This window comes from Anaerostipes butyraticus (genome assembly GCF_016586355.1).
GTDB classification, from domain to species: domain Bacteria; phylum Bacillota; class Clostridia; order Lachnospirales; family Lachnospiraceae; genus Anaerostipes; species Anaerostipes butyraticus.
Map to the genome: position 1 here is coordinate 1 of NZ_BLYI01000035.1, position 26,657 is coordinate 26,657.

The 26,657-nt window shown below is 45.5% G+C and carries 24 protein-coding genes and 2 riboswitches; of the genes, 9 read left to right on the forward strand and 15 right to left on the reverse strand.

Features of this window, described 5'->3' with window-relative positions; translation table 11 throughout:
- Window positions 1-22: 22 nt before the first annotated feature.
- From JMF81_RS08425 to JMF81_RS08445, 5 genes are all read left to right on the forward strand, one after another.
- Complete coding sequence (locus tag JMF81_RS08425) at window positions 23-1,006, forward strand: PTS sugar transporter subunit IIB (RefSeq protein ID WP_201311016.1); 984 nt, start codon at window positions 23-25, stop codon at window positions 1,004-1,006.
- Window positions 1,007-1,046: 40 nt separating this feature from the next.
- Window positions 1,047-1,847, forward strand: a complete 801-nt coding sequence (locus JMF81_RS08430) for a PTS mannose/fructose/sorbose transporter subunit IIC (protein ID WP_201311017.1) — start codon at window positions 1,047-1,049, stop codon at window positions 1,845-1,847.
- 21 nt (window positions 1,848-1,868) lie between these two features.
- Window positions 1,869-2,780, forward strand: a complete 912-nt coding sequence (locus JMF81_RS08435; protein ID WP_201311018.1) for a PTS system mannose/fructose/sorbose family transporter subunit IID — start codon at window positions 1,869-1,871, stop codon at window positions 2,778-2,780.
- Between the two features lie 356 nt (window positions 2,781-3,136).
- Window positions 3,137-4,723: a BglG family transcription antiterminator gene (locus tag JMF81_RS08440; RefSeq protein ID WP_201311019.1), complete on the forward strand. Its 1,587-nt coding sequence runs from the start codon at window positions 3,137-3,139 to the stop codon at window positions 4,721-4,723.
- A gap of 74 nt (window positions 4,724-4,797) precedes the next feature.
- Window positions 4,798-5,355, forward strand: a complete 558-nt coding sequence (locus JMF81_RS08445; protein ID WP_201311020.1) for a class I SAM-dependent methyltransferase — start codon at window positions 4,798-4,800, stop codon at window positions 5,353-5,355.
- Window positions 5,356-5,374: 19 nt separating this feature from the next.
- On the opposite strand, the gene JMF81_RS08450 is transcribed toward JMF81_RS08445, so the two are convergent.
- The 4 genes from JMF81_RS08450 to spoIIR all read right to left on the reverse strand — a co-directional run bounded on the left by JMF81_RS08450 (window position 5,375) and on the right by spoIIR (window position 10,445).
- The gene (locus JMF81_RS08450) at window positions 5,375-6,799 is read right to left on the reverse strand and encodes a glycoside hydrolase family 1 protein (protein ID WP_201311021.1); all 1,425 of its coding nucleotides are present in this window, start codon (window positions 6,797-6,799) and stop codon (window positions 5,375-5,377) included.
- 14 nt (window positions 6,800-6,813) lie between these two features.
- On the reverse strand, window positions 6,814-8,703 hold the full coding sequence (locus JMF81_RS08455; RefSeq protein ID WP_201311022.1) for a beta-glucoside-specific PTS transporter subunit IIABC: 1,890 nt from the start codon (window positions 8,701-8,703) through the stop codon (window positions 6,814-6,816).
- 106 nt (window positions 8,704-8,809) lie between these two features.
- Window positions 8,810-9,766 (reverse strand): MurR/RpiR family transcriptional regulator, encoded by a 957-nt coding sequence (locus JMF81_RS08460; protein WP_201311023.1) that lies wholly within the window; start codon window positions 9,764-9,766, stop codon window positions 8,810-8,812.
- Between the two features lie 76 nt (window positions 9,767-9,842).
- On the reverse strand, window positions 9,843-10,445 hold the full coding sequence (gene spoIIR, locus JMF81_RS08465) for a stage II sporulation protein R (protein WP_201311024.1): 603 nt from the start codon (window positions 10,443-10,445) through the stop codon (window positions 9,843-9,845).
- Between the two features lie 107 nt (window positions 10,446-10,552).
- Here spoIIR and JMF81_RS08470 point away from each other — a divergent pair, with 107 nt between their 5' ends.
- Window positions 10,553-11,365, forward strand: coding sequence for a glycosyltransferase family 8 protein (locus JMF81_RS08470; RefSeq protein WP_201311025.1), 813 nt, complete (start codon window positions 10,553-10,555; stop codon window positions 11,363-11,365).
- Window positions 11,366-11,396: 31 nt separating this feature from the next.
- Here the strand turns inward: JMF81_RS08470 and JMF81_RS08475 are convergent, their stop codons facing one another.
- From JMF81_RS08475 to JMF81_RS08495, 5 genes are all read right to left on the reverse strand, one after another.
- Window positions 11,397-12,887, reverse strand: a complete 1,491-nt coding sequence (locus JMF81_RS08475) for a Na+/H+ antiporter NhaC family protein (protein ID WP_201311026.1) — start codon at window positions 12,885-12,887, stop codon at window positions 11,397-11,399.
- A 220-nt stretch (window positions 12,888-13,107) separates the two neighbouring features.
- Entirely contained in the window at window positions 13,108-13,782 is a 675-nt protein-coding gene (locus JMF81_RS08480) for a potassium channel family protein (RefSeq protein WP_201311027.1), read from the reverse strand.
- A gap of 21 nt (window positions 13,783-13,803) precedes the next feature.
- Entirely contained in the window at window positions 13,804-15,108 is a 1,305-nt protein-coding gene (locus tag JMF81_RS08485; protein ID WP_201311028.1) for a TrkH family potassium uptake protein, read from the reverse strand.
- Between the two features lie 11 nt (window positions 15,109-15,119).
- The gene (locus tag JMF81_RS08490) at window positions 15,120-15,824 is read right to left on the reverse strand and encodes a response regulator transcription factor (protein WP_201311029.1); all 705 of its coding nucleotides are present in this window, start codon (window positions 15,822-15,824) and stop codon (window positions 15,120-15,122) included.
- Window positions 15,825-15,833: 9 nt separating this feature from the next.
- A complete protein-coding gene (locus JMF81_RS08495; RefSeq protein WP_201311030.1) occupies window positions 15,834-16,883 on the reverse strand; it encodes a sensor histidine kinase in 1,050 nt (349 codons plus the stop codon).
- Window positions 16,884-16,999: 116 nt separating this feature from the next.
- Window positions 17,000-17,084, forward strand: a riboswitch (ZMP/ZTP riboswitch).
- A 101-nt stretch (window positions 17,085-17,185) separates the two neighbouring features.
- On the opposite strand from JMF81_RS08495, the gene pflA reads away from it, so the two are divergent.
- Window positions 17,186-17,905: a pyruvate formate-lyase-activating protein gene (gene pflA, locus JMF81_RS08500; protein ID WP_201311031.1), complete on the forward strand. Its 720-nt coding sequence runs from the start codon at window positions 17,186-17,188 to the stop codon at window positions 17,903-17,905.
- Entirely contained in the window at window positions 17,898-20,129 is a 2,232-nt protein-coding gene (gene pflB, locus JMF81_RS08505; RefSeq protein WP_201311032.1) for a formate C-acetyltransferase, read from the forward strand. Before pflA ends, pflB begins: the two co-directional genes overlap by 8 nt.
- Window positions 20,130-20,210: 81 nt before the next feature.
- On the opposite strand, the gene JMF81_RS08510 is transcribed toward pflB, so the two are convergent.
- Genes JMF81_RS08510 through JMF81_RS08525 form a run of 4 tightly spaced genes read right to left on the reverse strand, consistent with a single transcriptional unit; the run spans window position 20,211 to window position 23,006 of the window.
- Window positions 20,211-20,945, reverse strand: coding sequence for an ABC transporter ATP-binding protein (locus tag JMF81_RS08510; RefSeq protein WP_201311033.1), 735 nt, complete (start codon window positions 20,943-20,945; stop codon window positions 20,211-20,213).
- A 4-nt stretch (window positions 20,946-20,949) separates the two neighbouring features.
- A complete protein-coding gene (locus JMF81_RS08515) occupies window positions 20,950-21,951 on the reverse strand; it encodes an ABC transporter substrate-binding protein (protein ID WP_201311034.1) in 1,002 nt (333 codons plus the stop codon).
- Window positions 21,952-21,973: 22 nt separating this feature from the next.
- Window positions 21,974-22,741, reverse strand: coding sequence for an ABC transporter permease (locus JMF81_RS08520; RefSeq protein ID WP_201311035.1), 768 nt, complete (start codon window positions 22,739-22,741; stop codon window positions 21,974-21,976).
- Window positions 22,710-23,006 (reverse strand): thiamine-binding protein, encoded by a 297-nt coding sequence (locus tag JMF81_RS08525; RefSeq protein ID WP_201311036.1) that lies wholly within the window; start codon window positions 23,004-23,006, stop codon window positions 22,710-22,712. The genes JMF81_RS08520 and JMF81_RS08525 overlap by 32 nt, the downstream gene beginning before the upstream one ends.
- Before the next feature lie 98 nt (window positions 23,007-23,104).
- A riboswitch (TPP riboswitch) is annotated at window positions 23,105-23,217 on the reverse strand.
- Between the two features lie 147 nt (window positions 23,218-23,364).
- Here JMF81_RS08525 and JMF81_RS08530 point away from each other — a divergent pair.
- Window positions 23,365-24,771: an amidophosphoribosyltransferase gene (locus tag JMF81_RS08530; RefSeq protein WP_201311037.1), complete on the forward strand. Its 1,407-nt coding sequence runs from the start codon at window positions 23,365-23,367 to the stop codon at window positions 24,769-24,771.
- A gap of 43 nt (window positions 24,772-24,814) precedes the next feature.
- Here JMF81_RS08530 and JMF81_RS08535 read toward each other — a convergent pair whose 3' ends face one another.
- Both JMF81_RS08535 and JMF81_RS08540 read right to left on the reverse strand, forming a co-directional pair.
- Entirely contained in the window at window positions 24,815-26,185 is a 1,371-nt protein-coding gene (locus JMF81_RS08535; protein ID WP_201311038.1) for an MATE family efflux transporter, read from the reverse strand.
- Complete coding sequence (locus JMF81_RS08540) at window positions 26,182-26,631, reverse strand: MarR family winged helix-turn-helix transcriptional regulator (RefSeq protein WP_201311039.1); 450 nt, start codon at window positions 26,629-26,631, stop codon at window positions 26,182-26,184. Before JMF81_RS08540 ends, JMF81_RS08535 begins: the two co-directional genes overlap by 4 nt.
- Between the last annotated feature and the right edge of the window lie 26 nt (window positions 26,632-26,657).

Here is a 26,657-nt window from a genome sequence, read left to right on the forward strand (position 1 = left end):
AAGAAAAGGAGGAATATGAAAAATGGTAGGAATTATTCTTGCTACACATGGTGATTTCGCCAAGGGAATCCTTCAGTCAGGATCCATGATCTTCGGTGATCAGCCGAATGTTGCGGCTGTTACATTACAGCCGAGTGAAGGACCGGCGGATATCCGTGCCAAGATGGAAGAAGCCGTTGCTTCTTTTGACGACCCTGACCAGGTTCTGATCATGGTAGACTTATGGGGCGGAACACCATTCAACCAGGCCAACGGCCTGATCGACGGCCACGAGGACACATGGGCCATCGTTGCCGGACTGAACCTTCCGATGCTGATCGACGCTTACGCTTCCAGGATGACGATGGAAACGGCTCACGAGATCGCAGTTCAGATCTCCGGAAGCGGAAAAGACGGAGTGAAGATCTATCCGGAATCCTTAGAACCAAAGAAAGAGGAAGCAGCTCCTGTACAGGCAGCCGCTCCGCAGGGAGCGATCCCGGAAGGAACGGTATTGGGAGACGGACACATCAAGTTCGTACTCGCCCGTATCGATTCCAGACTGCTCCATGGACAGGTCGCTACCGCATGGACCAAGACGACACAGCCGAACCGTATCATCGTTGTATCTGACGCGGTATCCCATGATGACCTTCGTAAGAAGCTGATCATCGAGGCAGCGCCTCCGGGAGTCCACGCAAACGTTGTTCCGATCGACAAGATGATCCAGGTATCCAAAGACCCTCGTTTCGGTGAGACCAAAGCGCTCCTGCTGTTCGAGACTCCGCAGGATGCCCTGCGCGCCATCGAAGGCGGAGTGGATATCAAAGAGCTGAACGTCGGATCCATGGCACATTCCGTAGGAAAAGTAGCCGTGAACAAAGTGCTCTCTCTCGGAAAAGAAGATGTAGAGACATTTGAGAAGCTCAAGGCAAAAGGCATCAAGTTCGATGTCCGCAAAGTACCGAGCGATTCCAGAGAGAACATGGACGACATCATCAACAAAGCGAAAGCCGAGCTGTCATAGCGCGGCGGACGATCGATAGAATTGCAGAGGAGGAATTATAATGTCTTTTATTTCAGTGATATTAATAGTTGTAGTTGCCTTCCTGGCTGGAATGGAAGGAATCCTGGATGAATTCCAATTCCATCAGCCGCTGGTAGCTTGTACCCTGATCGGATTAGTATCCGGACAGCTCGTACCTTGTGTCATCTTAGGAGGAACTCTCCAGATGATCGCCTTAGGATGGGCGAACATCGGAGCGGCTGTAGCGCCTGATGCCGCACTGGCATCCATAGCGTCCGCGATCATCCTTGTGATGGGCGGACAGGGAGAAGCCGGAGTCGACACAGCGATCGCGGTAGCGATCCCGCTGGCAGTAGCCGGACTGTTCCTTACGATGGTAGTACGTACCCTTTCCGTAGCATGTGTCCACAGGATGGACGCAGCGGCAGCCAAAGGAAGCTTTGGAGGCGTAGAAGCATGGCATATCATCGCGATCTGCATGCAGGGACTGCGTATCGCGATCCCGGCAGCGGCACTGCTTGCGATCCCGACATCCACAGTCCAGGGATTCTTAGAGTCCATGCCGGCATGGCTGACTGATGGAATGAGCATCGGCGGAGGAATGGTCGTAGCCGTAGGATACGCAATGGTCATCAACATGATGGCGACCAGAGAAGTATGGCCGTTCTTCGCGATCGGATTCTGCCTGGCAGCGATCTCAGACCTGACACTGATCGCCCTTGGAGCGATCGGACTGTCCATGGCGCTGATCTATCTGACCCTGTCAGAGAGCGGCGGATCATCCAGTGGAGGAGGAAGCAATACAGGCGATCCATTGGGTGACATTCTGAACGATTATTGATTCTAAGGGAGGTAAGAAGAAATGGCAGAAAAAGTTACATTAAGTAAAAAAGATCGATTATCCGTGGCATGGCGTTCTACTTTCCTTCAGGGATCCTGGAACTACGAGCGTATGCAGAACGGAGGCTGGGTATTCGCGCTGATCCCGGCGATCAAGAAGTTATATACAAACAAAGAAGACCAGATCGCGGCATTAAAGAGACATCTGGAATTCTTCAACACACATCCATATGTAGCGTCACCGGTCATCGGAGTTACCCTGGCGCTGGAAGAAGATAAAGCCAACGGAGCGCCGGTAGATGACGCGGCGATCCAGGGTGTCAAAGTCGGAATGATGGGACCGTTAGCCGGAGTCGGAGATCCGGTATTCTGGTATACGGTACGACCGATCCTGGGAGCGCTGGGAGCATCCCTGGCAATGGGAGGAAGCATCCTCGGACCGATCCTGTTCTTCGTATTGTGGAACGTGATCCGCTGGGCATTCATGTGGTATACACAGGAATTTGGATACAGAGTAGGAACCAAGATCACAGAAGACCTTTCCGGAGGACTTCTGCAGAAGGTAACAAAAGGAGCGTCTATCCTTGGTATGTTCGTCCTTGGAGCGTTGATCGAGCGGTGGGTAAGCATCAACTTTACGCCGGTAGTATCAACCGTACAGCTGAGTGATGGAGCATACATCGACTGGAACAGTCTCCCATCCGGAGCAGAAGGAATCCAGACAGCATTACAGCAGTACGCATCCGGACTGTCCCTGACACCGGAGAAGGTAACGACCCTGCAGGATAACTTAAATTCCCTGATCCCGGGATTCGTGCCATTGCTGCTGACGCTGCTGTGCATGTGGCTGTTAAAGAAGAACGTATCCCCGATCGTTATCATCATCGCCCTGTTCATCGTAGGTATCGCAGGACATGTAGTGGGATTATTATAAGAAAAAAATCTACATATGATTTTCAGAAAAAGCCCGGAAATCCCGGGCTTTTTCTCTATCCAAAAATAAATTGGGTTCTTTGCCAGGCACATGAGTGGATATGTCTGTGTGGTTTACCTGCTGTTATGATATAATTGATGCTGGAAAGTATAGAAAACCTTTGATAACGCAAAGGATTCCACTTCTCCCCGGGTAAAACGTAAAATTACAATTTTCAGTATTTCCGATCAATTTTTACAAAAAAAGAAATTGAATTAACTTTTAAACAATTATAAAATATAGAAAAGGATTTAATTTTTTACCGAAAAAGAGCTGAGGGAAAAAGGAAGAAACAAGAGCAGCAATTAGAAAGGATTATGAGCATGTTAAGCGGCAGAATGCTGAATGTAATTCAATATATCCAGATCAAAGGAACAACTTCATACAAAGAAATTGCAAATGACCTGAATATAAAGGAGCGAAGCGTGCGGTATGATATCAATCGCATCAATGACAGTCTTTCCATGGAAAACAAACCTCAGATTGAGAAATGCTCCAAAGGGGTTCTGAAATTTCCTGAAAATCTGTCTCTGGAAGAAGTCTCTGAGAACAATGACTTTCTTTATACCAGTTCTGAACGGATTTCTCTTCTGCTTCTGAATCTGCTGATCCGCAATGAAAATTTTAAAATCAGCCAGATTGGAAATGAACTTCAGGTTTCCCGTTCCACGATCAAAAACGATATGAATGAACTTTCCAAATCTCTGGAAAAAGATGGTCTTTCTATTGAATACACCGATCACTTTTTCCTTTCCGGCCCTGAAAAAAAAAGAGCCTCATTGATGAACCGGGAATTTAACAAATATATTGATCTTCTGATCAATCCTCCCATTAATTTTAATGCCTTCGAATACCACAGCATCCACATTATCCATACTTCATTCAAAGGAATTTCCATTCCTCAGGTACTTGTTTGCATCAATGAACTTTTAGAGAAGATGGGATACATACTGACAGATTCTTCCTATCGATGGTATCTGTCCAATATTCTGTGTCTCCTCTGGTTTATTATCCACAAGAAGCCTTATCCGCTGACCCTGGTATCCACTCCTGTCCTGGACAGCCATTCCATGCGCAAAATTCAGGCTTCTTTATCCGATATCATCGGATGTCCGATTAGTGACGCACATATTTCTACCATGCTTTACTATCTGGAATATACCCGGACATACTCCAATTTGAACCAGCCCATGGATCCCGCTTATGTAGAGTCTCTGGTACACACCCTGATCTCCAGGGCATCCCAGATTTTCTCCCTTCCATTTGAAAAAGATAAAATTCTGACAGACGGACTTCTGGGACATGTTGTTCCTCTTCTCGGACGGATCAAATCTCATGTTTCTCTCTGCGAAAACATGATTGATATTCTCGGACCGGAAGAAATGGATACCTATGAACAGATCAAAAAAATATGTCTCGAGACAGAGCCCTTCGACCAGATTGAAAATGAAGATGAATTTGTCCATTTTGCCATATATTTCCTTGCCAGCATGAAACGCATCGGCAGTATTCCCTGCAAAAAAATCCTCCTGATCTGCGGACAGGGATATGGGGCGTCTGTCATGCTGCGGGAAGCTTTATTAAGTGAATACCAGATAGAAATCACGGATGTCATACCGCTTTATAAAGTTCCTTCCTATCCGAACTGGCATGAAGTTGACTATATCCTCTCTACGGTCGATATCCATGGAGAACTTCCCAAGCCTTACCTTTTGATCCATCCGATCTTAAGGGCTTCTGATCACATCGCCATTGAAGAACTTGGAATTCCAAGAAAAGAGCTGCTTTCCAACTTCTTCCACTTTAGCGAACGGCTGAATTTTCTGGCTTCTGACGATCAGAAAAAAATCATGGACCTCCTGGCTCAGCAGCTGGGTTACCAGAAAACTGAAAAACCGGTATAATTTGACAAACCAGCTTAATATGCTATAATTCCGAAGAGGTTTGAAACTTAAGCAATATGCGAAAGGAGTTTCTTATGAAAAAATCTTTACGAAAAGAAATGTTAAAAAAAATATGCGTTAGAGATGGGGATAAAATCCTTGATGTGGGCTGCGGTGACGGAACTCTGCTTACAGAACTGATTCAGTGGCGTGATGCCGAGGGATACGGAATCGATCCTTCTGAAGATGTCATACGTCAGGCAGGTGATGCTCATCCGGAACTTCATCTGGAAACAGGATACAGTGACTTCCTTCCATATGATGACAATACGTTCCGCATCATTACCGTATGCGATGATTTCCATACATTTAAGGATCCAGAAAAATTTGTTTCAGAAGCTGCCAGAGTCCTGACTCCCGGCGGACGGCTGTACATCGCAGAAGCTGCTCTTCCGGAGCCGGTCCGGATTCTTGCGAATCTGCCATCTTATCTGATTCCTTCCCGAAAAAATAAATATCATTCAACTTACGAAGTTTTAGATTATTTTAAAAATGCCGGACTGACCAAATTCCGTGTATACAAGAAAAAACAGCTTCTCCTGGTATCCGGAAAAAAACTGGCTCAGTCATCTGCAGGACAGACAGAAATATAATTTCTGCCTGCCCTGCTTTTTAATTTTCCAGCAGCGCGGCTCCGTTAGATGCAATCACATCCCGGTACCAGTAAAAACTCTGTTTTTTATATCGCTTCATTGTTCCTGTCCCATCATCATTACGGTCTACATAAATCATGCCGTATCGTTTCGAAATTGCCGCTGATGTATTGGCAATCAGATCAATGCATCCCCATGCAGTGTATCCCATTACCGGAACACCGTCCGCGATTGCTTCAGACACCTGCAGCAGGTGCTTTTTCAGATAATCGATTCGGTATCCGTCTTCTACTGTATAAGTTCCATCCTGTTCTACCAGCTGATCTTTCGCCCCCAGACCATTTTCCACAATAAAAATAGGAAGCTGATATCTGTCATAATACTGATTCAGAATGTAGCGAAGACCTTCCGGATCAATCTGCCATCCCCATTCTGACTCTTCCAGATACGGATTCTTTACCGCGCTCATAATATTTCCCTGAGCAAGTATGTTCTTTTCCGGATCTGCCGTAGCACAGTAACTCATATAGTAACTGATGGAAATGAAATCCACTGTATGCTTCAAGAGCATCCGGTCTTCGTCTGTAATTTCAAAATGAATTCCCTGTTCCCGAAACAGCCTCTTCATATAGCCCGGATATTCCCCTCTTACATGCACATCCGCAAAGAACAATGATTCCCTGTCTTTTTTCTGGGCCTCCAGCACATCGTCCGGCCGGCAGGTCAGCGGATAATGAGGACTTCCCGCAATCATACATCCAATCTTAAATTCCGGATTGATCTCATGTCCGATCTTAACTGCCAGCGCTGACGCCACCAGCTGATAATGAATTGCCTGATACAATTCAGACGGTTCCATTTCCTCTGCTTTTTTATTGATTCCGCCTCCATTAAACGGCGCATGAAGCATCATATTGATCTCATTAAACATCAGCCACAATTTCACTTTTTCTTTATATCTTTGATAGACGGTTTCTGCATAATGAGCGAAAAACTGAATCATTCTCCGGTCTGCCCATCCCCCGTATTTCACTGCCAGATGCAGCGGCATTTCATAGTGGGACAGGGTAACTACCGGCTGAATGCCGTGCTTCAGAAGTTCATCAAACACATCATCATAGAACTTCAGCCCTGCCTCGTTAGGTTCTTCCTCATCTCCCTTCGGGAAGATCCGGCTCCAGGCAATGGACATACGGAACGCTTTAAAACCCATCTCCGCAAACATGGCAATATCCTCTTTGTACCGGTGATAACAATCTGACGCCTCTTCTTTCAGATAAAATCCTTTAGGCGGAATCTGCGGTTCCGCGAACACGCCGGTCGTCAGCGCATCTGCCGTGCTGTATCCCTTGCCATCCTCCAGAACAGCTCCTTCACACTGATTGGCCGCAACTGCGCCGCCCCACAAAAAATCATCCGGGAAATATACTTTTTCTGCTTTCATATTCTCACACTCCATTATTTTACCCTGATCACCGGGGTTCCTTTTTTCACTTTGCCGTTTTCGATCTGCTGTACCTCATCAAAATCCGCCGTATTAGATATGATGATCGGTGTTACCGTCTGATATCCTTCTTTTTCAATGGCTTCTCTGTCACACACAAGAAGCAGATCTCCTTTCTTCACCTTCTGTCCGGCTTCCACTTTTACATCATAATGTCTCCCTTCCAGCTGTACTGTATCAATTCCCACATGAATCAGGACTTCTACTCCGTCATCGCTGAGCAGTCCAATGGCATGTTTTGTTGGAAATACACTGGCTACTGTTCCATCGACCGGAGAGTAAATCTCATCACTTTCCAGCTGAACTGCCGCTCCTTTTCCAAGAATCTCTCCTGCAAAAGTCGGATCCGGTACTTCAGATAAAGGAATGATATTTCCATCTGCAATGGATACGATTTCTTCTTTTTCTTCGGCTCCATGATGATCTGCCGGAATTTCCGCTGCTGTTTCGACCTCTTCTGCTTTTCCCTCCGTTTCCTGTTTTGCCACATCCTGATAACCATAGAGCCATACCAGAACAAATATCACAATAAAAGCAATGACCATGGAAATACATGCGTTGATGATATTCGTAAATCCATCCGGACCGATAAAGGCAACCAGCGCCAGCAGCCCCGGAGAACAGAAACTGAAACATTTTACTCCTGTAATTCCTGCATAAAGACCGCCGGCCGCACCTCCGATCATGACACAGGACAATACTTTTTTATATCTTAAAGTCACTCCAAACAAAGCCGGTTCTGTTGTTCCCAGAAGAGCCGTCACTCCCGAAGTCAGGGCAAGCTGTTTCAATTCTGATTTCTTTGTTCGAAAACCAACTGCCAGAGAAGCCGCCCCCTGAGCAATGTTGCTTGGCAGATTTCCCGGACAGCAGATCTGCTCATACCCGACTGATGCAATAGACTGAAGCATAAACGGTACGATTCCATAATGCATTCCCGTAGTTACCATCAATGGGAATACACCTCCGATGATTACCGGCACCAGCCATCCGACATGGGTGCTTAAAGTATTCAGCGCTGTACTGATTCCCACACCGACAACAAATCCAATCGGTCCCAGTACAATAAAAGTCAGCATTCCAACTGCCAGCAGGGTTAAAACCGATTTAAAGAAAAACTTCACGATCTTCGGTATCACTTTGTCAAAAAATCCATCAATGTATTTAAGAGCGATGGACATTAAAATCACCGGAATCACTGTGGAACTGTAAGTGGCCAGCGTTACAGGAATTCCAAACGCCGAACTGAAATGAATATTAAAAGCATCTGTAAGCAGCGCGGTATAATTGGGATGCACCAGCGCTCCTGCCAGAGCCACATTCAGAAATGTATTGGTTCCTAATTTTTTAGAACATGTCACTGCCAGCAGCAGCGGCAGGAAATAAAGCGGAGCGTCTCCCAGCACGTTAATGAACAGATAGGTAGAACCTTCCGCATCCATGCCAAGAAGTACCGCCAGAGACAGGAAAGATTTAATCAATCCCGCTCCTATGATAGCCGGAAGGATCGGCGTAAAGATAGACGCCACGAAATCAAAAATCACTTCGGAAACTTTTTTCTTTTCTTTCGGTCCTTCCTCTCCTGTTTCTCCGATGGCGCCGCCCAGATGCTTCTCAATTGCTTTATAAGCGTCCGGCACTCTCTGTCCGATAATAATCTGGAACTGACCGCCGCTTCTGGCAACTCCCAGAACGCCTTTTGTCTTCTTAATCTGTTCCTCATCCGCTTTGCTCTCATCTTTCAGCGTAAAACGGAGCCTTGCAGCGCAGTGGGTCAGGTTCGAAATGTTTCCGGCGCCTCCCACCAGGGAAACCAGAGTCTCTGCTAATTTCTCAAAATCCATTCTTATCCTCCTGTTATTTTCTCTGTCAACTTGTATCCCAGAAACGCTGTAATATATCGGCCGGCTGACTGTTTCTGTTCTCTATGTTCATAAAATATCGGATTTCTTATGGTTTTTCCACAAAAAAAGGACCAGTTGGTCCACTGGTCCACAATTGACTTTTTATTCTTTTCCTGTTTTGAATTTTTGGTCCAGATTTTTTCAAACTCCGGCCTTCCTGCTCTTCTTCCGCTCCATGTCTCATCTTATAGATGGCAACTGCGGCATCCACATTTTCCTGATAATTATCCACGATCAGAGATATAAAGATCACGTCCAGAATATAATTTGCTGATGTGATCGATATGATCACCTCCATGCTCATGATCTGTTTCGCCGTATAGATTGGGATAAATTCATTGCAGTATGCTCTCAGTTCTTCTTTCCCGCCTCCCATTCCAACTACATAAACTCCCTGTTCTCTCAGAAATTCTGCCGCGGAAACCATGCCGGGGTTGCTTCCTGTAAAAGACAAAATAACCGCCACACGCTTCTTTTTCTTTTTACTAACAATGATATTGTGCTCGTTCAGTCCGTTGCAGGCAGAACTTTCAATCCCTATGGTCATCAGCTTAAAGGCGGCCGCTCTCGCCGTTGTATAAGTGATCCCCATTCCATAAAATTCTACCTTGTCTGCCTGGCGGATCCGGTTTACCACTCTCCGGATCACATTCCGGTCCAGGGAAAGCCTGGTATTGGCAACCGCGCTGTCATAAATGGAAGGAAGCTTCTGCACAATATCCTCATAGGAACTATTTTCATTAAAAGGCTCCGCTTCCAGAAGCGCATTCACGCGCTTTTCTTCCAAAGCTTCCATTCCTACTTTCCGGTTAAAATCCCGGTATCCTTTTGTTCCAAGTTTCTTACAAAGCCGTATGACTGTGGCTTTGCTTGTAAAGGCTTTCTTCGCCAGATCCGCAGCTGTCAGCTGTTCCAGACTGTCGGTATGTTTTAATACATACTCCGCGATCATCTGCTCACTTCCGGTAAAATCCCTGGCTTCTCTTAACTGTTCCAATATCATATTCTTCTCCTGACATACCCATTCTTTTTCTTCCTTTCTTTATTTTACCTCATGGAACAGTAAAATGGCGCTTTTTTTATATTTCCGGCCAGAACGCCCAGCGAAAATATTTATTCTTTCTGATAGAACGAACTGTTTCTTCTCCCAGAAGTTCTTTCATCTTCTCCTCGGCTTTCTCATTGATCTTTTGCTTTTCGTCTTTTGTAATACACAGGTCCGGAAACATGACACACCACCAGTTATGTCCTGCTGCGTTTCCTAAATCTACCCGCACAGCATCATAAATTCCTTCCGGAAAAACATAATCTCCGTATTCTTTTTCCGGAAAAGATTCTGTGGTAAAGGACACTCTTACCTTCCGGGGATTCCCCTGATCCGCCAGGACCTGCTCCGCTGTCCTTTTGATTCCTTCTTTTTTCTCTTTCAATATTTTTACCGCTTCTTCCTTTGACTCTGCCTTTTCCATAAAAGGACTGACATAATCAATGACTGCATCTCTGACTAAAAGTTTTTGTCTCTGATCTTCCCTGCTGTCACTGTTAGCCCTCACATGAAACCGAAGAACCTGATCTCTTAGATTTTTCTGTATTCCGGCAGAAATTCTATTTTGCGGCGCAGCCAGCAAAACCATGATCACCGCCGCCGCAAAAACAACCCTCTGGATATATTTCACTTTCATATCCAGAGACTTCCCACTTCTTTTATTTTTTATTCATATTATTTTTATGGATCAGTGCTATAATATAGACATTCTTTGTATGAAATAAAAGCAGGAGGTTTTTTCAAATGAATCTTTTAATGACACTGGACGACCACTATCTTCAGCCCTGTACCGTGATGATGCACTCTGTTTTGTCAGCAAACCGGTCTGCTGATATATCATTTTATGTCATTTATGAGAATCTTTCCAAAGACAGCCGCGAGACTCTTCGCCGATACGCTCACGATAAAATCACATTTCTTCCATTTCCGGATTCTCTTTTATCCCAATGCCCTACATCCAAACGATATCCAAAAGAAATGTATTTCCGACTGTTTGCCCCGGAACTGCTCCCTGACAGCCTGGACCGCATTCTTTATCTGGATCCGGATCTGGTTGTTATCAATTCTCTTTCTGATCTGTATTCCATGGACTTTGAAGGCAGTTCCTTTATCGCCGCCACCCATGTCCAAAAATTCTTCCGAAAATTTAATGCGCACCGGCTGAATCTGGAAGAAAACACTCCTTATATCAATACCGGTGTTCTTCTTATGAATCTGGAAGTCCTGCGAAAAGAGCACAGCGGAGATGCCATACGATCTTATATCCGCGAAAACCGCCGCAAACTGCTGCTTCCCGATCAGGATGTCTTTACCGCTCTTTACGGACAAAAAACCAAAATTGCGGATGCGTCCCTCTACAATCTTGGAGAGACCTATCTCATCACCCATAAAATGACCGGACAGATGACCGATATCTCCCTGGACTGGATCCGGCAGAACACCGTCATTGTCCATTATTACGGAAAAAATAAGCCATGGAAGAAAGACTATAAAGGTTTTCTCGATGTTTTCTATCACGAAGCGCTTTCCGACATGGAACAGCAGGGAGTTTCTTAAAACCAAGAAACTCCCTGCTGTCTTTCTTTGTTTATTGAAATAAAAATCCTGCCGCCAGATATCCTGCCGCGGCTATCACTCCCGAAATAATAAAATACGGCTGAGACGTAATATACTGCTCATACACCTTGACCCGGCATGCCCTTGCGGACAACACTCCCAGATCTGAGATCACACAGGCATTCGCACCGAACAATCCGGCGGAAATCAGTGCTCCCAGACACAGCGGCACATTGGCCCCCACTTTCGGAAGCACCACCATAAGGATCGGGATCGCAATCTGATACAATGTATAATTGAGACTGTACAGATATTCACTGCAGCTGAAAAATATAAAAATCAATACCGGAAGAAGCGTTGCAAACGGAATGGCACTGCACACAGACTCTACGAACGCTTCCATTCCCATGGTATACATCACTTCCTGAATGCTGTATCCGAGCATCAGGATAATTACCATATCCATCATATCCAGAAATCCGTCTACGATACACTGCATATATTCCGCTACAGTCATAATTCCCTGAAAAATCAGCAGCATCCCCGTGAAAATTGCCGCAATCCCAAATGCCATGTAACAATCCAGACCGGTTGCGATCAATGCAGCCATAATCGATGCAATCGGCAGGATCAGATTCAGAATGCTGACATTTTGTTTCCTCGGATCACTTTCATCAAAATCATCTTCATCCTCCTCATCTTCCCCATTCTCATCAATCTCTCCAGCCGCCAGGCCTCCCATCTGTTTTCCTTCTTCCGCCATGGCGTAGGCTTTCTTCATCGGCCCGATTTTCGGAAAAATGCCAATGGCAAATAAAAACGCTACAACGCAGGCAATGACTGCGTAAAACATAAATGGAATCGAATGAAGGAAGATACTGACTGCTTCTGCCCTGTTTTTTACATTATCTGCTGCCGCGATCTGATAAATAATAAAATATCCCCATGCGCCAAATGGCAGAATTGCAGACACACAAATACTGAACGTCCGGATCACATAGGCAAGAGCCAGTCTCGGTTTCTGAATTGCGTCGATCAGCGGAGAAAACGAAGCTCCGGAAGTCAGTGTAGAAACATAGTCATCAATTGATGCAGCCCCTGCATAAAGCCCGGCTGTTCCCAGCACCGCATGCTCGCTTTTCCCGAATCTGGAAGTCACAAAATCTGCAAAAGCTTTGGTGCTTCCACTCCTTCTCAGAGCGATGATGATCCCTCCGGAAAGAAAAAACGACATATACATCTCAATATTTTCCGAATCTGCCAGCACCATCTGCAGATCTCCAAAAAATCCCTGTACCGCCGCTGTCTTATACCAGAGAATATACATGGAAAATGTTCCCAGCAAAAGACTGCTCATTACATCTTTTGTCACAAGCGCATAGACAAACAGTCCTGCCAGAGGAGCCAGAATTAAAATGCTTCCTTCTACCACATCTCTTGGCAGAAGAAAAAACACCACATTCAAAGTCAGGAAAAAAGTCCAAAGCTTCACCATCTTTGGATGGATCCTTCTGGGATTCATATAATATATCATCCTTCTGATGATACTTTTGTCATTTTTCATATAAATTCCTTTCTTTCTTCTTTTTGCAAATCAGCTGTACCTGATTTTTTACATTCTACTATATCTCTTTTCAAAACACCAGATAAAATTTAGATTCCTCCAGCCCCTCATTTCCCCAAAAAAACAAAGAGCCTTCTGCCATCCTCAGGCAGAAAGCTCTTTCCTTCCCTTTTCTCTTTTATTTTTGCCACTCAGTAAGTTTGATGATTCCCTCACTGCTTCCGGAAATGATCAGCACATCCTCTTCCCGGAATACATAATCCGGATTCACATATTCCATAACCTCATTGTTATTTTCAATCGCAATGATATTCAGCCCGAATCTGGCACGGAAATTAACTTCCTGTACAGATTTTCCAAGCAGAGCTTCCGGAACCGTCAGCTTCGAAATATTGATCTTTTCACTTAATTTAATAAAATCGATCACTCCGGAAGATTCCAGACAATTTGCCAGGCGGATCGCCATATCCTGCTCCGGATATACGACTTCCGCGCCCAGACGTTTCAAAATTTCTCCATGTTCCGGACTGGTTGCTTTTGAAATTACCCTTGGAATTCCCATTCCTACCAGGTTCAGTGTCGTCAGAATAGAAGACTCCATATGGGTTCCGATACAGACAATGACTACATCGCAATTCTGGATTCCTGTATCCAGCAGAACCTCTTTGTCCAGAGAATTGACCACAAGAGCGTTTTCCGTCAGTTCCCGGATCTTACGGATTTTATCCTCATCCCGGTCCAGCACCATGATCTCTGCACCTGATTCCGCCAGTTCTTCTGTCAGGGCAAATCCAAATCTTCCAAGTCCTATGACTCCATAAGTCGTTGCTTTTTTTTTCTGCTTTCCAAACATGTTCCTTCTCCTCCTGCATTTTTATCCAATTGCAATATTTCCTTCTGAATATCTTACTCTGTCACCTACAGAGAAATGCCATAAAGTTGCGATGGTAAGCGGTCCCAGACGTCCAATGTACATAATCAGGATAGACAGCAGTTTGCTCCCTATGGACAAATCCGGCGTGATTCCCGTTGACAGCCCTACCGTACCAAATGCGCTCGTCACCTCAAACAGCGCGTCTCTAAGCGCCACTCCCGGATCCATAACCATCATAAGATAAGTTCCTCCGATCACGACTCCCAGCGCTAAAAATGTGATAACGGACGCTTTGCGGAAAGAGTCTTTTGGCACCGCATAATGGAAGGCTTTTTCTCCGCTGTTGGTTGCTGCGGATTTCAGTCCCTGCAGCAGCACAAAAAATGTGCTTGTCTTAATACCGCCTCCGGTAGATCCCGGAGATGCTCCGATAAACATCAGTACGATCAGCACAAGCAGTCCCGGCGTGGTAAATTCTTTCAGCGGATATGTAGAAAATCCTGCCGTTCTGGCTGATATACTGTTGAAAAACGCTCCCATCCATGAAATATTTTCCGTCAGCTTCAGCATAACAGCTCCGCTGAGGATCAAAACAGCACTTACGCTGATAACCACTTTTGCGTGCATGGACAGCTTTTTCCATCGTAATCTCGCATCTACCAGCTCCCGGATAACCAGGAATCCGATTCCTCCAAACACGATCAGCCCGCAGGTCACAAGGTTCAGCATAATATTATCCTGGTAGGGAATCAGATTCGTTCCCCCTCCCAGGATATCAAACCCTGAGTTATTAAATGCCGCTACTGAGTGAAACAGGCTGACCCCTGCCGCTTTCAGCGGATGATAGCGGTGGATAAACACGGTAAAACTTAATAAGGCCCCAATTCCTTCAAATACAAGGGTTGTTAAAAATACACTTTTTACAAACCGGATCAGTCCTTTTCCTGAATCCAGGTTCATGGCTTCCTTGATCAGCTTTCTGCCTTTCAGATTTACTTTCTTTCCTATGGCGATAATAATTCCTGCTCCTACGGCAGTAACTCCAAGACCCCCGATCTGGATCAGTCCGCCAAGGAAAAACTGTCCCAGGGGAGTAAACGTATCCCCCGCGTCAATAGCAATCAGTCCGGTTACACACACAGCGCTGGTAGAAGTATACAGCGCGTCAATATAATGTACCGTTACTCCGTCCTGAATGCTGCATGGCAGCATCAAAAGACCGGATCCAATCAAAATTACAAGGGCAAATCCGAGAGCAATGATTCGTCCCGGCGGCTGCCGTTTCAATTTCTGTAAAAGATTCATGTTCAGTCTCCTTATTCATTATACATTCGATATCCTACACCTAATTCATTGGAAATATACTGGTTAGCCCCTGGTTTGATCCCAAGTTTTTTCCGTATATTTGCCATATTGACCTGGAGTTTTTTTACGCTTCCCCGGTCTGAAGAACCCCAGATCGCCTGTATGATGGCAGAATATGTCATCACTTTCCCGGCATGTTCCGATAACAGCGCCACGATATTATATTCTGTCTGCGTCAGCTTCACTGGCTTCTCCTTCATTGTCACTGACCGGCTTTCATAGTCGATGGCCAGATCTTTTAAGACAAACCGACTTTGTCCGTCCGTCTCTGTTTCATTTCCATGGCGGCTGTTTCGCAGAGCCGCCCTTACTCTTGCCAGAAGTTCTTCCGTTCCAAAAGGTTTCGTTACATAGTCATTCGCGCCCAGATCCAGTGCCTGTACTTTATCTTTTTCCTGCGTTCTCGCAGACAAGACAATGATTGGCACCGTATGCGCTTTTCGAATTTCCTTTATAAATTCTGTTCCGTCAAAATCCGGAAGTCCCAGATCCAGAATGATCAGATCCGGATAATAGGAAGAAAACATCAGTTTTCCCTGGGTGCCGTTTTTAGAGTCCAGCACCTGGTATCCATTGGCCTCTAATATGGTTTTGATAAAACTTCGAATATTGGATTCATCCTCTATGATCAGTATCTTATATTTGTTGTTGCTCATTTCCCGTTATTATCCCTCCATACTCAAATCAAAACGGAACTCCGCTCCTCCATTTTCCCGGTTGGCTGCGGTAATGCTGCCGCCATGAGCTTTTACGATTGCCGCACATACGGAAAGTCCGATTCCCATATTGCTTTTTTTGCAGTCAGCTCTGGTTCCTTTCCGGTCCAGATATCCGGTAAACAGATCATTGATCTGTTCTTTCGGAATCCCACATCCGTTATCCGCTATAGAAAACACTGCTTTCTCTCCTTCCAGCTTAACACGAATTAACAATTCTGTCATTCCCTGTGCATGCTGAACCGCATTCTCCAGAAGATTTAAAAACACCTGCTCGATCAGCATGGCATCCATGGGAACCGTAATGAATTCTTCCGACATTTCAATCGCTACTTCTGTTTCCGGGTAACGTTTTGAAAATTTGACCAGAACCGTATCCAGCAGTTCTTCAATGACGGTAGGCATCTTTACGATTTTCACATTCTCATCGCCAATCTTCGTAATAGACAAAAGATTCTCCACCATCCGGATCAGCCATTCGGAATCTTCTTTCATTTCTTTTAAAAGTTCTTTCTGCTGATCCCTGCTCAGATCATCATAATTCTCCATCAGGGCGGAACTGGCGCCATATATGGTGGTCAGCGGCGTCCGGAGATCGTGGGAAACCGCCCGGAGAAGGTTTGCCCTCATCCGTTCCTTCTCGCTTTCAGCCCGTATTTTCTTTTCTTTCTTTACTTTGGTCGTCAGCGTGCTGGTTAAAATGGTAATGATCAGCATGATCACCGCCGAGAAAATACTTTCCGGCACAGAAAAATTAAATGTAAAATATGGAAACGTAAATGCGAACGTAACCGCAAGCACACTGAACAAAGAGGCTATGATCGGAAGCACATATCCTTCTGCCGTCATAGCGATCAAAAAGACCGCCAGGACAAAAATCGTAGGAATCAGAGTATCCGTATGAAATATCGTCTGGATCACCAGACTGATTCCGAAAGATACTGCCAGGATAAAAACCGGAAGCAGAAGATTCCTCGCACATTTTTTTAAGTACTCCATGCAGCCCTCCCTCCTGTCATAATGCATAATTGTAGCATGATTCCGGTAAAGAAACAGCTAAGATTTTTAAAAATTCCCTCTTGACGAATCTCCTCTTCCTGTAGTATTTTAGAAGCACAAGGTCATATGACTGACGGAAACCGTGGAATCAACCACAAGGAAGTATGATCATAGTAAAAGCCGACCGTCTGGGCAATCTGCCTGGATGGTGCGGCTTTTTTTATTCCAGGAAGCCTTCTTTCTTTTCAGGCAGGCATCATTTTTCGCAGGAAAACAACAGATTACAAAAAGGGAGGCCGATCATGGCAGCTGGCAAAATTCACTCTATGGAATCGATGGGACTGGTAGACGGACCAGGTATCCGCACTGTCATCTTTCTGCAGGGATGTTCTCTCCGCTGCAGATTCTGTCACAATCCTGATACATGGGATTTTGATGGAGGGGAAACAATAGAACCACAGGAACTGGTACAAAAGATCGCCCGGTTCCGTCCTTACTTCAAAGATAACGGAGGCGTAACCTTTTCCGGAGGAGAGCCTTTGATGCAGCCGGAATTCTTATCTGAGACGCTGAGACTCTGTAAGAAAGAAGGCATCCACACCTGTATCGATACCGCAGGATGCGGCACCGGCAATTATGATGAGATCTTAAAGTATACAGATCTTGTTCTGCTGGATATCAAACAGGTGGAAGAAGAAGCTTACCGGCATATGACAGGCCGGTCCATGGATCACTTTAACCAGTTTCTCCAGGCACTCAAAGACCATGGAACTCCGATCTGGATCCGCCAGGTGGTAATCCCGGGAATGACTGATTCCAGAGATTACATGGAACAGCTGAAACGCTATGTGGACAATATTCCCAATGTAGAAAAAGTTGAGCTGCTGCCATATCATCTGCTGGGTGCCAATAAGTATGAAGTTATGGGAATCCCTTACCCGCTCTGCGGTGTTCCTGCCATGGACAAAGACGAAACAGCAAATTTGCAAAAAGAATTTTTTGGAGGATATGATCATGTTTAAAGAATGGAATGGATTTAACGAAGGAGAATGGACAAAAGAAATCAATGTAAGAAATTTTATCCAGAAAAACTATACCTTATACGAAGGCGATGAATCATTCCTGGAAGATCCAACTGAAAAAACAAAGAAAGTCTGGAACCGGTGTGAAGAACTGATTCTGGAAGAATTGAAAAAGGGAGGAGTCCTGGATGTGGAGACTAATATCATCTCCGGCGTCACTAATTTCGCTCCCGGCTATATTGACAAAGAGAATGAAGTTATCGTAGGACTTCAGACTGACGCTCCGCTAAAACGTATGGTAAACTTATACGGCGGAAAACGTATGGCAAAAAGCTCCCTGGAGCAGTATGGATATAAATTAAATGAAGAAATCGATCAGCATTTTAACGAATACCGCAAGACTCACAACGAAGGAGTATTCGATGCTTATCCGGAAAGAACAAGAAAAGCAAGACATGCAGGTCTCCTCACCGGTCTTCCGGACGCTTACGGCCGTGGACGTATCATCGGTGACTACCGCCGTGCCGCCCTCTACGGAATTGATTTCCTTGTAGAAGAAAAGAAAAAAGATCTGGCTGAACTGGACGGGCCGATGACAGAAGACAGAATCCGCTTAAGAGAAGAGGTTTCTGAACAGATCCGCGCTCTTGGCGCTGTCAAGGAAATGGCTGCATCTTACGGCGTTGACATTTCCAAACCTGCTTCTAACGCAAGAGAAGCCGTTCAGGCGACCTACATGGCATATCTGGCCGGCATCAAGGAAAACAACGGAGCTGCAACTTCTCTGGGACGTACTTCTACATTCCTGGATATTTATATTGAGCGCGACCTGAAAAACGGCGTTATCACAGAAGCGGAAGCTCAGGAGCTGATCGATCAGTTTATCATTAAGCTGCGCCTTGTCCGCCACTTAAGAACTCCGGAATACAATGAGTTATTCGGCGGAGATCCTACATGGGTAACCGAATCCATCGGCGGCGTTGGCATCAACGGAAAACCTCTGGTAACGAAAAACTCTTTCCGTTACCTTCACACATTATATAACCTGGGAACTGCCCCGGAACCAAACCTGACTGTTTTATGGTCTGAAAAACTTCCGGCAAACTTCAAACGTTTCTGCTCCAAGGTATCCATTGATACGGATTCCATCCAGTATGAGAATGATGATGTTATGCGTCCGATCTACGGTGACGACTACGCCATCGCATGCTGTGTTTCCGCCATGAAAGTCGGAAAACAGACACAGCTTTTCGGAGCAAGATGCAACCTGGCAAAATCACTGCTCTACGCTATCAATGGAGGAGTTGATGAGCGCTACGGCACAGAAGTTGTCCCTGGCATCGAGCCGATTACAGATGAAATCCTGGATTACGATAAAGTTATGGCAAATTACAAAAAAGTCATGGCTTATGTGGCAGAATTATATGTAGATACGGTAAACATCATCCACTATATGCACGACAAATATGCCTATGAAGCCAGCCAGTTTGCTTTCCATGACACACATCTGGAAAGGATTGCAGCATACGGCATTGCCGGATTATCCATTGCCGCAGATTCTCTGTCTGCCATCCGGTACGCCAGGGTAAAACCAATCCGCAATGAACAGGGCATCGCCGTTGACTTCGAGACAACCGGTGATTTCCCGAAATACGGAAATGATGACAACCGCGCCGATGATATTGCGGTAGATATTGTCACCACATTCTCCAATGAGTTAAAGAAACATCCGGTTTACCGAAACGCCATCCATACATTATCCGCTCTGACCATTACGTCAAACGTTATGTACGGCAAAAAGACCGGTTCTACTCCAGACGGAAGAAAACTTGGAGAACCTCTTGCCCCTGGTGCAAACCCAATGCATGGACGCGATAAGAACGGCGCTCTGGCTTCCTTAAACTCTGTTGCCAAAATTCCTTACCGGGATGTCTGCCAGGATGGAGTCTCCAATACATTCTCCATTGTACCGGATGCTCTTGGTAAAGATCAGAATCAGAGGGAAAGCAACTTAACCGCGATCTTAGACGGATATTTCGTACAGGGAGCCCATCATCTGAATGTTAACGTATTAAACCGTGAAACTCTGATCGATGCAATGGATCATCCTGAAAAATATCCGACACTTACGATCCGCGTTTCCGGATATGCCGTAAACTTTAACCGCTTATCCAGAGAACAGCAGGAAGAAGTCATCAGCAGAACCTTCCATCAGAGCATGTAATTTCATTTTATTTCACATATACAACAACAAAAATGCCGCAGGGTGCCGGAAATTTCTTCCGTTTCCTGCGGCATTGCTCTGTTACAGTTTTGCCAGGATTCTTTTTTTGTATTCTAAAAACTCTCTGGTCAGATTAAAGTCTTTCCTGCGGGGCTTTGGTTCCCTGATCACAATTTCTTCCGTAATTCTTCCCGGTTTTCCAGTCAAAAGATAAATACGGTCTGACAATAAAATAGCCTCCTCAATATCATGAGTAATAAACAATGTCGACATTTTGATCTTGTCCATTACCTTCAGATACCATTCATGCATGTCATGCTTCGTCAGTGTATCCAGCGCGCTGAACGGTTCATCCAGAAGCGCGACATTTTTGGAAAACATATAGGTCCGCAGCAGCGCCGCTCTCTGGCGCATCCCGCCAGACAGCTGTCTTGGATATTTTTTCTGAGTTCCTTCCAGCCCAAATTCCTTAAAAAACTCTCCCGCTCTCTTCCGGGCCTCTTTTTTCTTCATTCCCTTGATTTCCATAGGCAGCGCCACGTTATCTTCAATGGTGCGGTACGGAAGAAGCAGATCCTTTTGCAGCATATAGCTTACATGTCCCGGCTGTCCTGTGATATCTTTCCCATCCAGAAGAACCCTTCCTTTCCCCGGTTTCGCAAGTCCCGAAATCACATGAAACAGCGTCGTTTTTCCTCCGCCGCTGGCTCCCAGAAGCGAAACGAGTTCATGGTCATGAAGTTCTATCTGAATATCTTCTATGATATTTTCTTTTTCATATGCAAATGATACATCTTCCACAATCAATTCTGACATTTTTCTACTCCAGATAATCGTTGGTAAATCCTGTATTTTCCGGTATCTGAGTCTCTACCAGTTTCTTCTCATTCAGCCAGTTATAAAAAGCATTCCAGCGCTCAGGGTCGATATATCCCCACTGATCCACTTCCGCTTTGTACTGATCTTTCATATATTTCTGACTGTTTACCACCAGATCTTTGTCCAGTTCCGGTGCGGCTTCACAAAGGATTTTTGCAGCTCCTTCCGGATCTTTGATGGCATCCTCATAACCTTTCTTTGCCGCCGATAAAAATTTCTTTGCGGTTTCCGGGTTTTTCTTCAGCCAGCTGCTGTTTCCTATGATCACCGGAGTATAATAGTCAAAGACATCATCAATATCTTTAAACGCAAAATAATCTGTTTTCAGACCAGCATTCTCTGCGGCGATTCCTGCCCAGCCGTAAAAAATCCAGATCGCATCAACCGATTTGCTCTTCAGCGCAGAAACCTCATCCGTTACCGTACTTGGAATCATCTTGACTTTATCAAAATCTCCTCCGTCTGCTTCCACTACCTGTTTTAACGTTGCCTTCTCGATCGGCGCATCCCATGTGGCATACTTCTTTCCTTCCAGTCCCTTCGGGCGGTCCATTCCTTCTCCTTTACGGGAAATGATGCCGGATGTATTATGCTGCAGCACAGCTGCCACTGCCTCGATCGGAAGGGCGTCATCCCCTGTCAGCGCGGATGCCATGGTATCCTGGAAAGAAATTCCAAACTGTGCCTTTCCAGATCCCACCAGAACTTCCGCTCCATCCTCCGGCGGCTGTACAATGTCTACGTCCAGTCCGGCGTCTTCAAAATAGCCCTTTTCTTTTGCTACGTAAATTCCTGTATGATTGGTATTCGGCGTCCAGTCCAGCACAAAAGTTATCTTCTTCAGATCTTTCTGATCCGATGATTCCTTTTTGCCGGATCCGCATCCGGTCATGCCAAATACCACCAGCGCAGTAAGAACTGCCGCTAAGATTCTTTTTTTCATCTTCTTTTTTATCCTCCTGTTTTTACTTTTCTGCCTTTTCCCACGGCATACACCATTTCTGGATCCGGTCCACCAGCCACATTAAAATCAGACTTATGGCCGAGATCAGAAAAATCACGGCAAACATTTTATCAAAGGCAAATGCCTGTTTTACCCTGGTCATGTAAACGCCCAGTCCTTCAAATCCTCCCAGCCATTCTGAAATTACGGCTCCTACGACCGCATAGGACACTGCAATGCGGAGACTTGAGAAAAACCGGTTTAAGGCTCCCGGAAATTTTACATATCTGAAAATCTGAACCTGGGACGCTCCCATGGAACGAAGCAGCTGGATCGTATCCTGATCTGCTGAGCGGAATCCTTCCAGAAGACTGACAGTCACCGGAAAGAATGTCACGATCACGATCAGTATGATCTTCGGCATCATCTCATATCCAAACCAGAGCACCAGAAGCGGCGCAATAGCCACCGTTGGAATCGTCTGGGTCAGTACGATCAGCGGGTAAAATGCCTGATATAAATGCCGGAAACGGTCCATCAAAACTGCCATGATAAATCCAATGGCCACACCAAGCAAAAGCCCGGCAAAGGCTTCGAGCAGCGTCACTCTTGCATTCGTCATCAGCGCCGGAAAATCCTCAAAAAAGGCTTTGACCACCGCCGTTGGAGCAGGAAGCATAAATTCCAGGACCAGACCGGTGCTGCTTGCAATCTGCCAGATGATCAGGATTGCGATAACTGCAGCGAGAGACCAGGCTTTACTGGTGATGTTTTGTAACTTTTTTGTCAATCGTCAGTACCTCGCCTTCCGGTTTGTAGGTTACTTTGATATATGCCGCTACAGACGGAGCTCCTGCGCGGATAGCAATATGCTGGCATTCTTTGACAATATCCATCAGCTCATCATAGTCTCCTTCTATGGCTGTCTCAAACGGTCCCACATAATAGTTCAGTCCCGTACTTTTAATATAATCGATTACCTCATCGACAATACGGATCAGTTCCTCATCATTGGCAGCCTCCGGAAGAGACTGAATTGCTACACTTGCGTTCATTTTCATTTCCTCCTTTTATTGTGCATCTTCTTTCCCGAGACGGATCCTGCCTGCGGAAAATAAAATCCCGCCGGCAGATCCGACGGGACAATGGTTCCTTTTTTGTTCCTTTTCTATCCCACGCCGGCATTATCCGAATCAGGTAAAAGGGTCTAAGGCGCTCTCTGCCTTACTCTCAGCCGGCCTGACGCCAGCTCCCCCTGAAGTATATTCTATAACAGTACCATTATACTCATTTTAACTGATGAAATCAATTCATTTTCCTGCTGCATAGGTTCTTTATGATCACGCCTTGTTTGGATCATCCGGTTTGGTTATAATAAATATAACATGATAAAAAAATTGATTGGAGGATTTTATGGGCGGATTTTTTGGTGTAGCTTCAAAACAAGACTGCGTGTTTGACTTATATTTCGGGACAGACTATCATTCACATCTGGGAACCAGGCGTGCCGGCATGGCCGTCTATAATAAGGAGGACGGTTTTGACCGGGCGATTCATAACATTGAAAATGCCCCTTTCCGTACAAAATTTGATAAAGACGTCAATATCATGCATGGTTATATGGGAATCGGCTGTATCTCTGATTACGAGCCTCAGCCGCTGATCGTTCGTTCCCATCACGGAACCTATGCGATTATGACCGTAGGAAAGATCAATAACCTGGACGATATTATCCAGCATATGTTCCGGTCCGGACATACACATTTTCTGGAAATGAGCGGCGGAGACATCAATGCCACCGAACTGGTTGCCGCGCTGATTAATCAGCAGGACAACCTGATTGAAGGAATCCAGTATGCACAGGATACCATCGACGGCTCCATGACCATCGTACTGATGACCCCGAAGGGCATCTACGCCGCAAGAGATAAACTTGGCCGGACCCCTGTGGCAGTCGGCCAAAAGGAAGACGGCTTCTGTATTTCTTTTGAAAGCTTTGCGTATCTGAACCTGGGTTATACGGCAGACCGTGAACTGGGTCCCGGCGAGATCATCGTTATGACTCCGGAAGGCGTTAAAACCCTCGTTAAACCAGGAAAAGATATGAAAATCTGTACCTTTTTATGGGTTTATTATGGATATCCTTCTTCCTCTTATGAGGGGATCAGCGTCGAAGAAATGCGGTACCGCTGCGGTCAGAAGCTGGCTCAGAGAGATAATGCTTCTCCGGATACTGTGGCCGGTGTTCCTGACTCAGGAACTGCTCACGCCATCGGATATGCCAATGAATCCGGGATTCCTTTTTCCCGGCCTTTTATCAAATATACTCCGACCTGGCCTCGCTCTTTTATGCCGACCATCCAAAGCAGGAGAAACCTGATCGCCAAGATGAAACTGATTCCTGTGCATGAACTGATCCAGGATAAGAGCCTTCTGCTGATTGACGACTCCATTGTCCGCGGAACACAGCTTCGGGAAACCACAGAATTTCTATATCAGAGCGGCGCAAAGGAAGTTCATGTGCGGCCTGCCTGTCCTCCGATCCTTTACGGATGCAAGTATCTGAATTTCTCCAGATCTTCCTCTGAAATGGACCTGATCACCCGCAGAGTCATCAAAGAAATCACAAGAGACTACAAACATGTGCATCTGGAACTTTTCTCTGATCCAGATACACCGGAGTATCAGGCTATGATCGATGAGATCTGCAAGCAGCTGAATTTTACTTCTCTTCGCTATCATCGTCTGGACGATATGATTGAATCCGTGGGATTAGACCGGAGCAGACTCTGCACTTACTGCTGGGATGGAAAAGAATAGAAACAGAAGGGAACAGACCGCAGATTTGGTCTGTTCCCTTTTTTTAATTTTCTTTTTTCATTTCTTTGATCAGTTTCTTAAAACTTATAAAGAACATAACGCATGTAGTACATACCGCGATCGTATCCGCAATCGGCTCTGCCATGAAGACTCCCAGTACTTTGTCTTTCATAAACACTGGAAGGATATAGATCATCGGAATCAGTACAATGATCTTGCGGAAAATCGCAAGGAATGTAGATATTTTCGCATTGCCAAAGGCAATAAATGTCTGCTGGCAGGCAACCTGCGCTCCCATTAGAAGGACGCCGGCCATATAGATTCTAAGAGCCCATACGGCAAGTTTCATCAGCTGCGGATCATTGGTAAAGATCATCACAAGCAGCTGCGGCACCAGCTGTGCTGCCGCCCACATCAGAGTAGAATAACACAGACAGGCAATGAGCAGCAGTTTAAATCCTTTCTTTACACGCTCCACGTTCCGGGCGCCGTAATTATAACTGATGATCGGCTGTCCTCCCTGAGTAAGCCCCTGCAGCGGAAGCATGGCAAACTGCATGATGCTGGACAGGATCGTCATGGCTCCTACCGCCATATCTCCTCCATATTTCAGCAAAGAAGAATTAAAGCATAAAACCAGCACACTCTCTGTTGACTGCATGATAAACGGGGCAACTCCCAGAGCGACGCAGGGCGCCATAACCTTCCACTCAATCTTCATGTATTTCTTCTTCAGATGAAGCACTGTACTTTTTCCTGTCAGAAACTTCACTGCCCAAACAGCACTTAATGCCTGGGACAGGACAGTGGCAACAGCCGCTCCCTGAACTCCCATATGGAAACCAAAAATGAAAACCGGATCCAGGATAATATTAGTGACCGCTCCGATCACAACCGTCAGCATGCTGATCATAGAAAATCCCTGAGCAGAAATAAACATATTCAGTCCCAGTGTCATCTGAACAAAAATCGTTCCCACTGCGTAAATCTCAATATAATCTTCCGCATAAGAAATAGTATTGGAACTGGCTCCAAATAAATACAAAAGTGGAGTCTTAAAAACAAGAACTATGATTGTCAGAATTACTGCCACCACTGCCAGCGATGTAAAACAGTTGCCAAGAATCTTCTCCGCTTTGTCATGATCTTTCCTTCCCATGGCAATGCTGGCCTGAGGCGCTCCTCCCATACCTACCAGAGCCGCAAAAGCTGATACGATCATAATAATAGGAAAGCTGACTCCGACCCCCGTCAGCGCAGCGGCTCCGATTTCCGGGATATGTCCGATATACATCCGGTCCACCATATTATACAGAGCATTGATCACCTGCGACGCTATGGTCGGTATCGCCAAAACCAGGAGCAGACGCCCGATCGGCTCTTTTCCTAAATCTACTTCTCTTGATATTTTCATATTATCTCCAACCTTTCATGAAATTTCTGAATGATCTTTCTCAGGGTCTTTTCCATCTGTACAATTTCCTCTTCCGGAATACCCTGAAAAATATCTTTGGAGATTTCCTGATTTACTTTGAAAATCTCCTGAATCACCGGATCTGCCTTTTTCGTCAGCACAAGCCTCTGGATCCTCCGGTCATCCGGATCATCCCGGGCAGTGATCATCTCCTTTTTTATCAGCGCGTCCACACTCCGGCAGATCAGACCCTTGGATACATCCAGACAAATACTTAAATCTCTTCCTGTATTAAGAGACGGATTCCTGGCAAGAAAAATCAGGATATTCACCTCATTAGGCGAAAAACTTTCCTGGACAAAAGACTCTGAAAAGGCCTTTGCATAAACTTTTCGGATTACGGCAAGTTCTTTTATGACATGCTCCATGGTCTGTGTGAATTCCATCTTTCCACCTCTTTTCGTTTACTTGT

Coding starts and splice junctions, on each gene's coding strand:
- JMF81_RS08525 (WP_201311036.1), bottom strand. CDS start 23,006: ATGAACGCAAGTGTAGCAATTCAGTCTCTTCCGGAGGCTGCCAATGAT.
- JMF81_RS08435 (WP_201311018.1), top strand. CDS start 1,869: ATGGCAGAAAAAGTTACATTAAGTAAAAAAGATCGATTATCCGTGGCA.
- JMF81_RS08540 (WP_201311039.1), bottom strand. CDS start 26,631: ATGGAATTCACACAGACCATGGAGCATGTCATAAAAGAACTTGCCGTA.
- JMF81_RS08535 (WP_201311038.1), bottom strand. CDS start 26,185: ATGAAAATATCAAGAGAAGTAGATTTAGGAAAAGAGCCGATCGGGCGT.
- JMF81_RS08495 (WP_201311030.1), bottom strand. CDS start 16,883: ATGGAGTACTTAAAAAAATGTGCGAGGAATCTTCTGCTTCCGGTTTTT.
- JMF81_RS08475 (WP_201311026.1), bottom strand. CDS start 12,887: ATGAATCCCAGAAGGATCCATCCAAAGATGGTGAAGCTTTGGACTTTT.
- JMF81_RS08530 (WP_201311037.1), top strand. CDS start 23,365: ATGGGCGGATTTTTTGGTGTAGCTTCAAAACAAGACTGCGTGTTTGAC.
- pflA (WP_201311031.1), top strand. CDS start 17,186: ATGGCAGCTGGCAAAATTCACTCTATGGAATCGATGGGACTGGTAGAC.
- JMF81_RS08480 (WP_201311027.1), bottom strand. CDS start 13,782: ATGTTTGGAAAGCAGAAAAAAAAAGCAACGACTTATGGAGTCATAGGA.
- JMF81_RS08455 (WP_201311022.1), bottom strand. CDS start 8,703: ATGGATTTTGAGAAATTAGCAGAGACTCTGGTTTCCCTGGTGGGAGGC.
- JMF81_RS08430 (WP_201311017.1), top strand. CDS start 1,047: ATGTCTTTTATTTCAGTGATATTAATAGTTGTAGTTGCCTTCCTGGCT.
- JMF81_RS08450 (WP_201311021.1), bottom strand. CDS start 6,799: ATGAAAGCAGAAAAAGTATATTTCCCGGATGATTTTTTGTGGGGCGGC.
- JMF81_RS08470 (WP_201311025.1), top strand. CDS start 10,553: ATGAATCTTTTAATGACACTGGACGACCACTATCTTCAGCCCTGTACC.
- JMF81_RS08515 (WP_201311034.1), bottom strand. CDS start 21,951: ATGAAAAAAAGAATCTTAGCGGCAGTTCTTACTGCGCTGGTGGTATTT.
- spoIIR (WP_201311024.1), bottom strand. CDS start 10,445: ATGAAAGTGAAATATATCCAGAGGGTTGTTTTTGCGGCGGCGGTGATC.
- JMF81_RS08510 (WP_201311033.1), bottom strand. CDS start 20,945: ATGTCAGAATTGATTGTGGAAGATGTATCATTTGCATATGAAAAAGAA.
- JMF81_RS08485 (WP_201311028.1), bottom strand. CDS start 15,108: ATGAATCTTTTACAGAAATTGAAACGGCAGCCGCCGGGACGAATCATT.
- JMF81_RS08440 (WP_201311019.1), top strand. CDS start 3,137: ATGAGCATGTTAAGCGGCAGAATGCTGAATGTAATTCAATATATCCAG.
- JMF81_RS08460 (WP_201311023.1), bottom strand. CDS start 9,766: ATGATATTGGAACAGTTAAGAGAAGCCAGGGATTTTACCGGAAGTGAG.
- JMF81_RS08445 (WP_201311020.1), top strand. CDS start 4,798: ATGAAAAAATCTTTACGAAAAGAAATGTTAAAAAAAATATGCGTTAGA.
- JMF81_RS08490 (WP_201311029.1), bottom strand. CDS start 15,824: ATGAGCAACAACAAATATAAGATACTGATCATAGAGGATGAATCCAAT.
- pflB (WP_201311032.1), top strand. CDS start 17,898: ATGTTTAAAGAATGGAATGGATTTAACGAAGGAGAATGGACAAAAGAA.
- JMF81_RS08425 (WP_201311016.1), top strand. CDS start 23: ATGGTAGGAATTATTCTTGCTACACATGGTGATTTCGCCAAGGGAATC.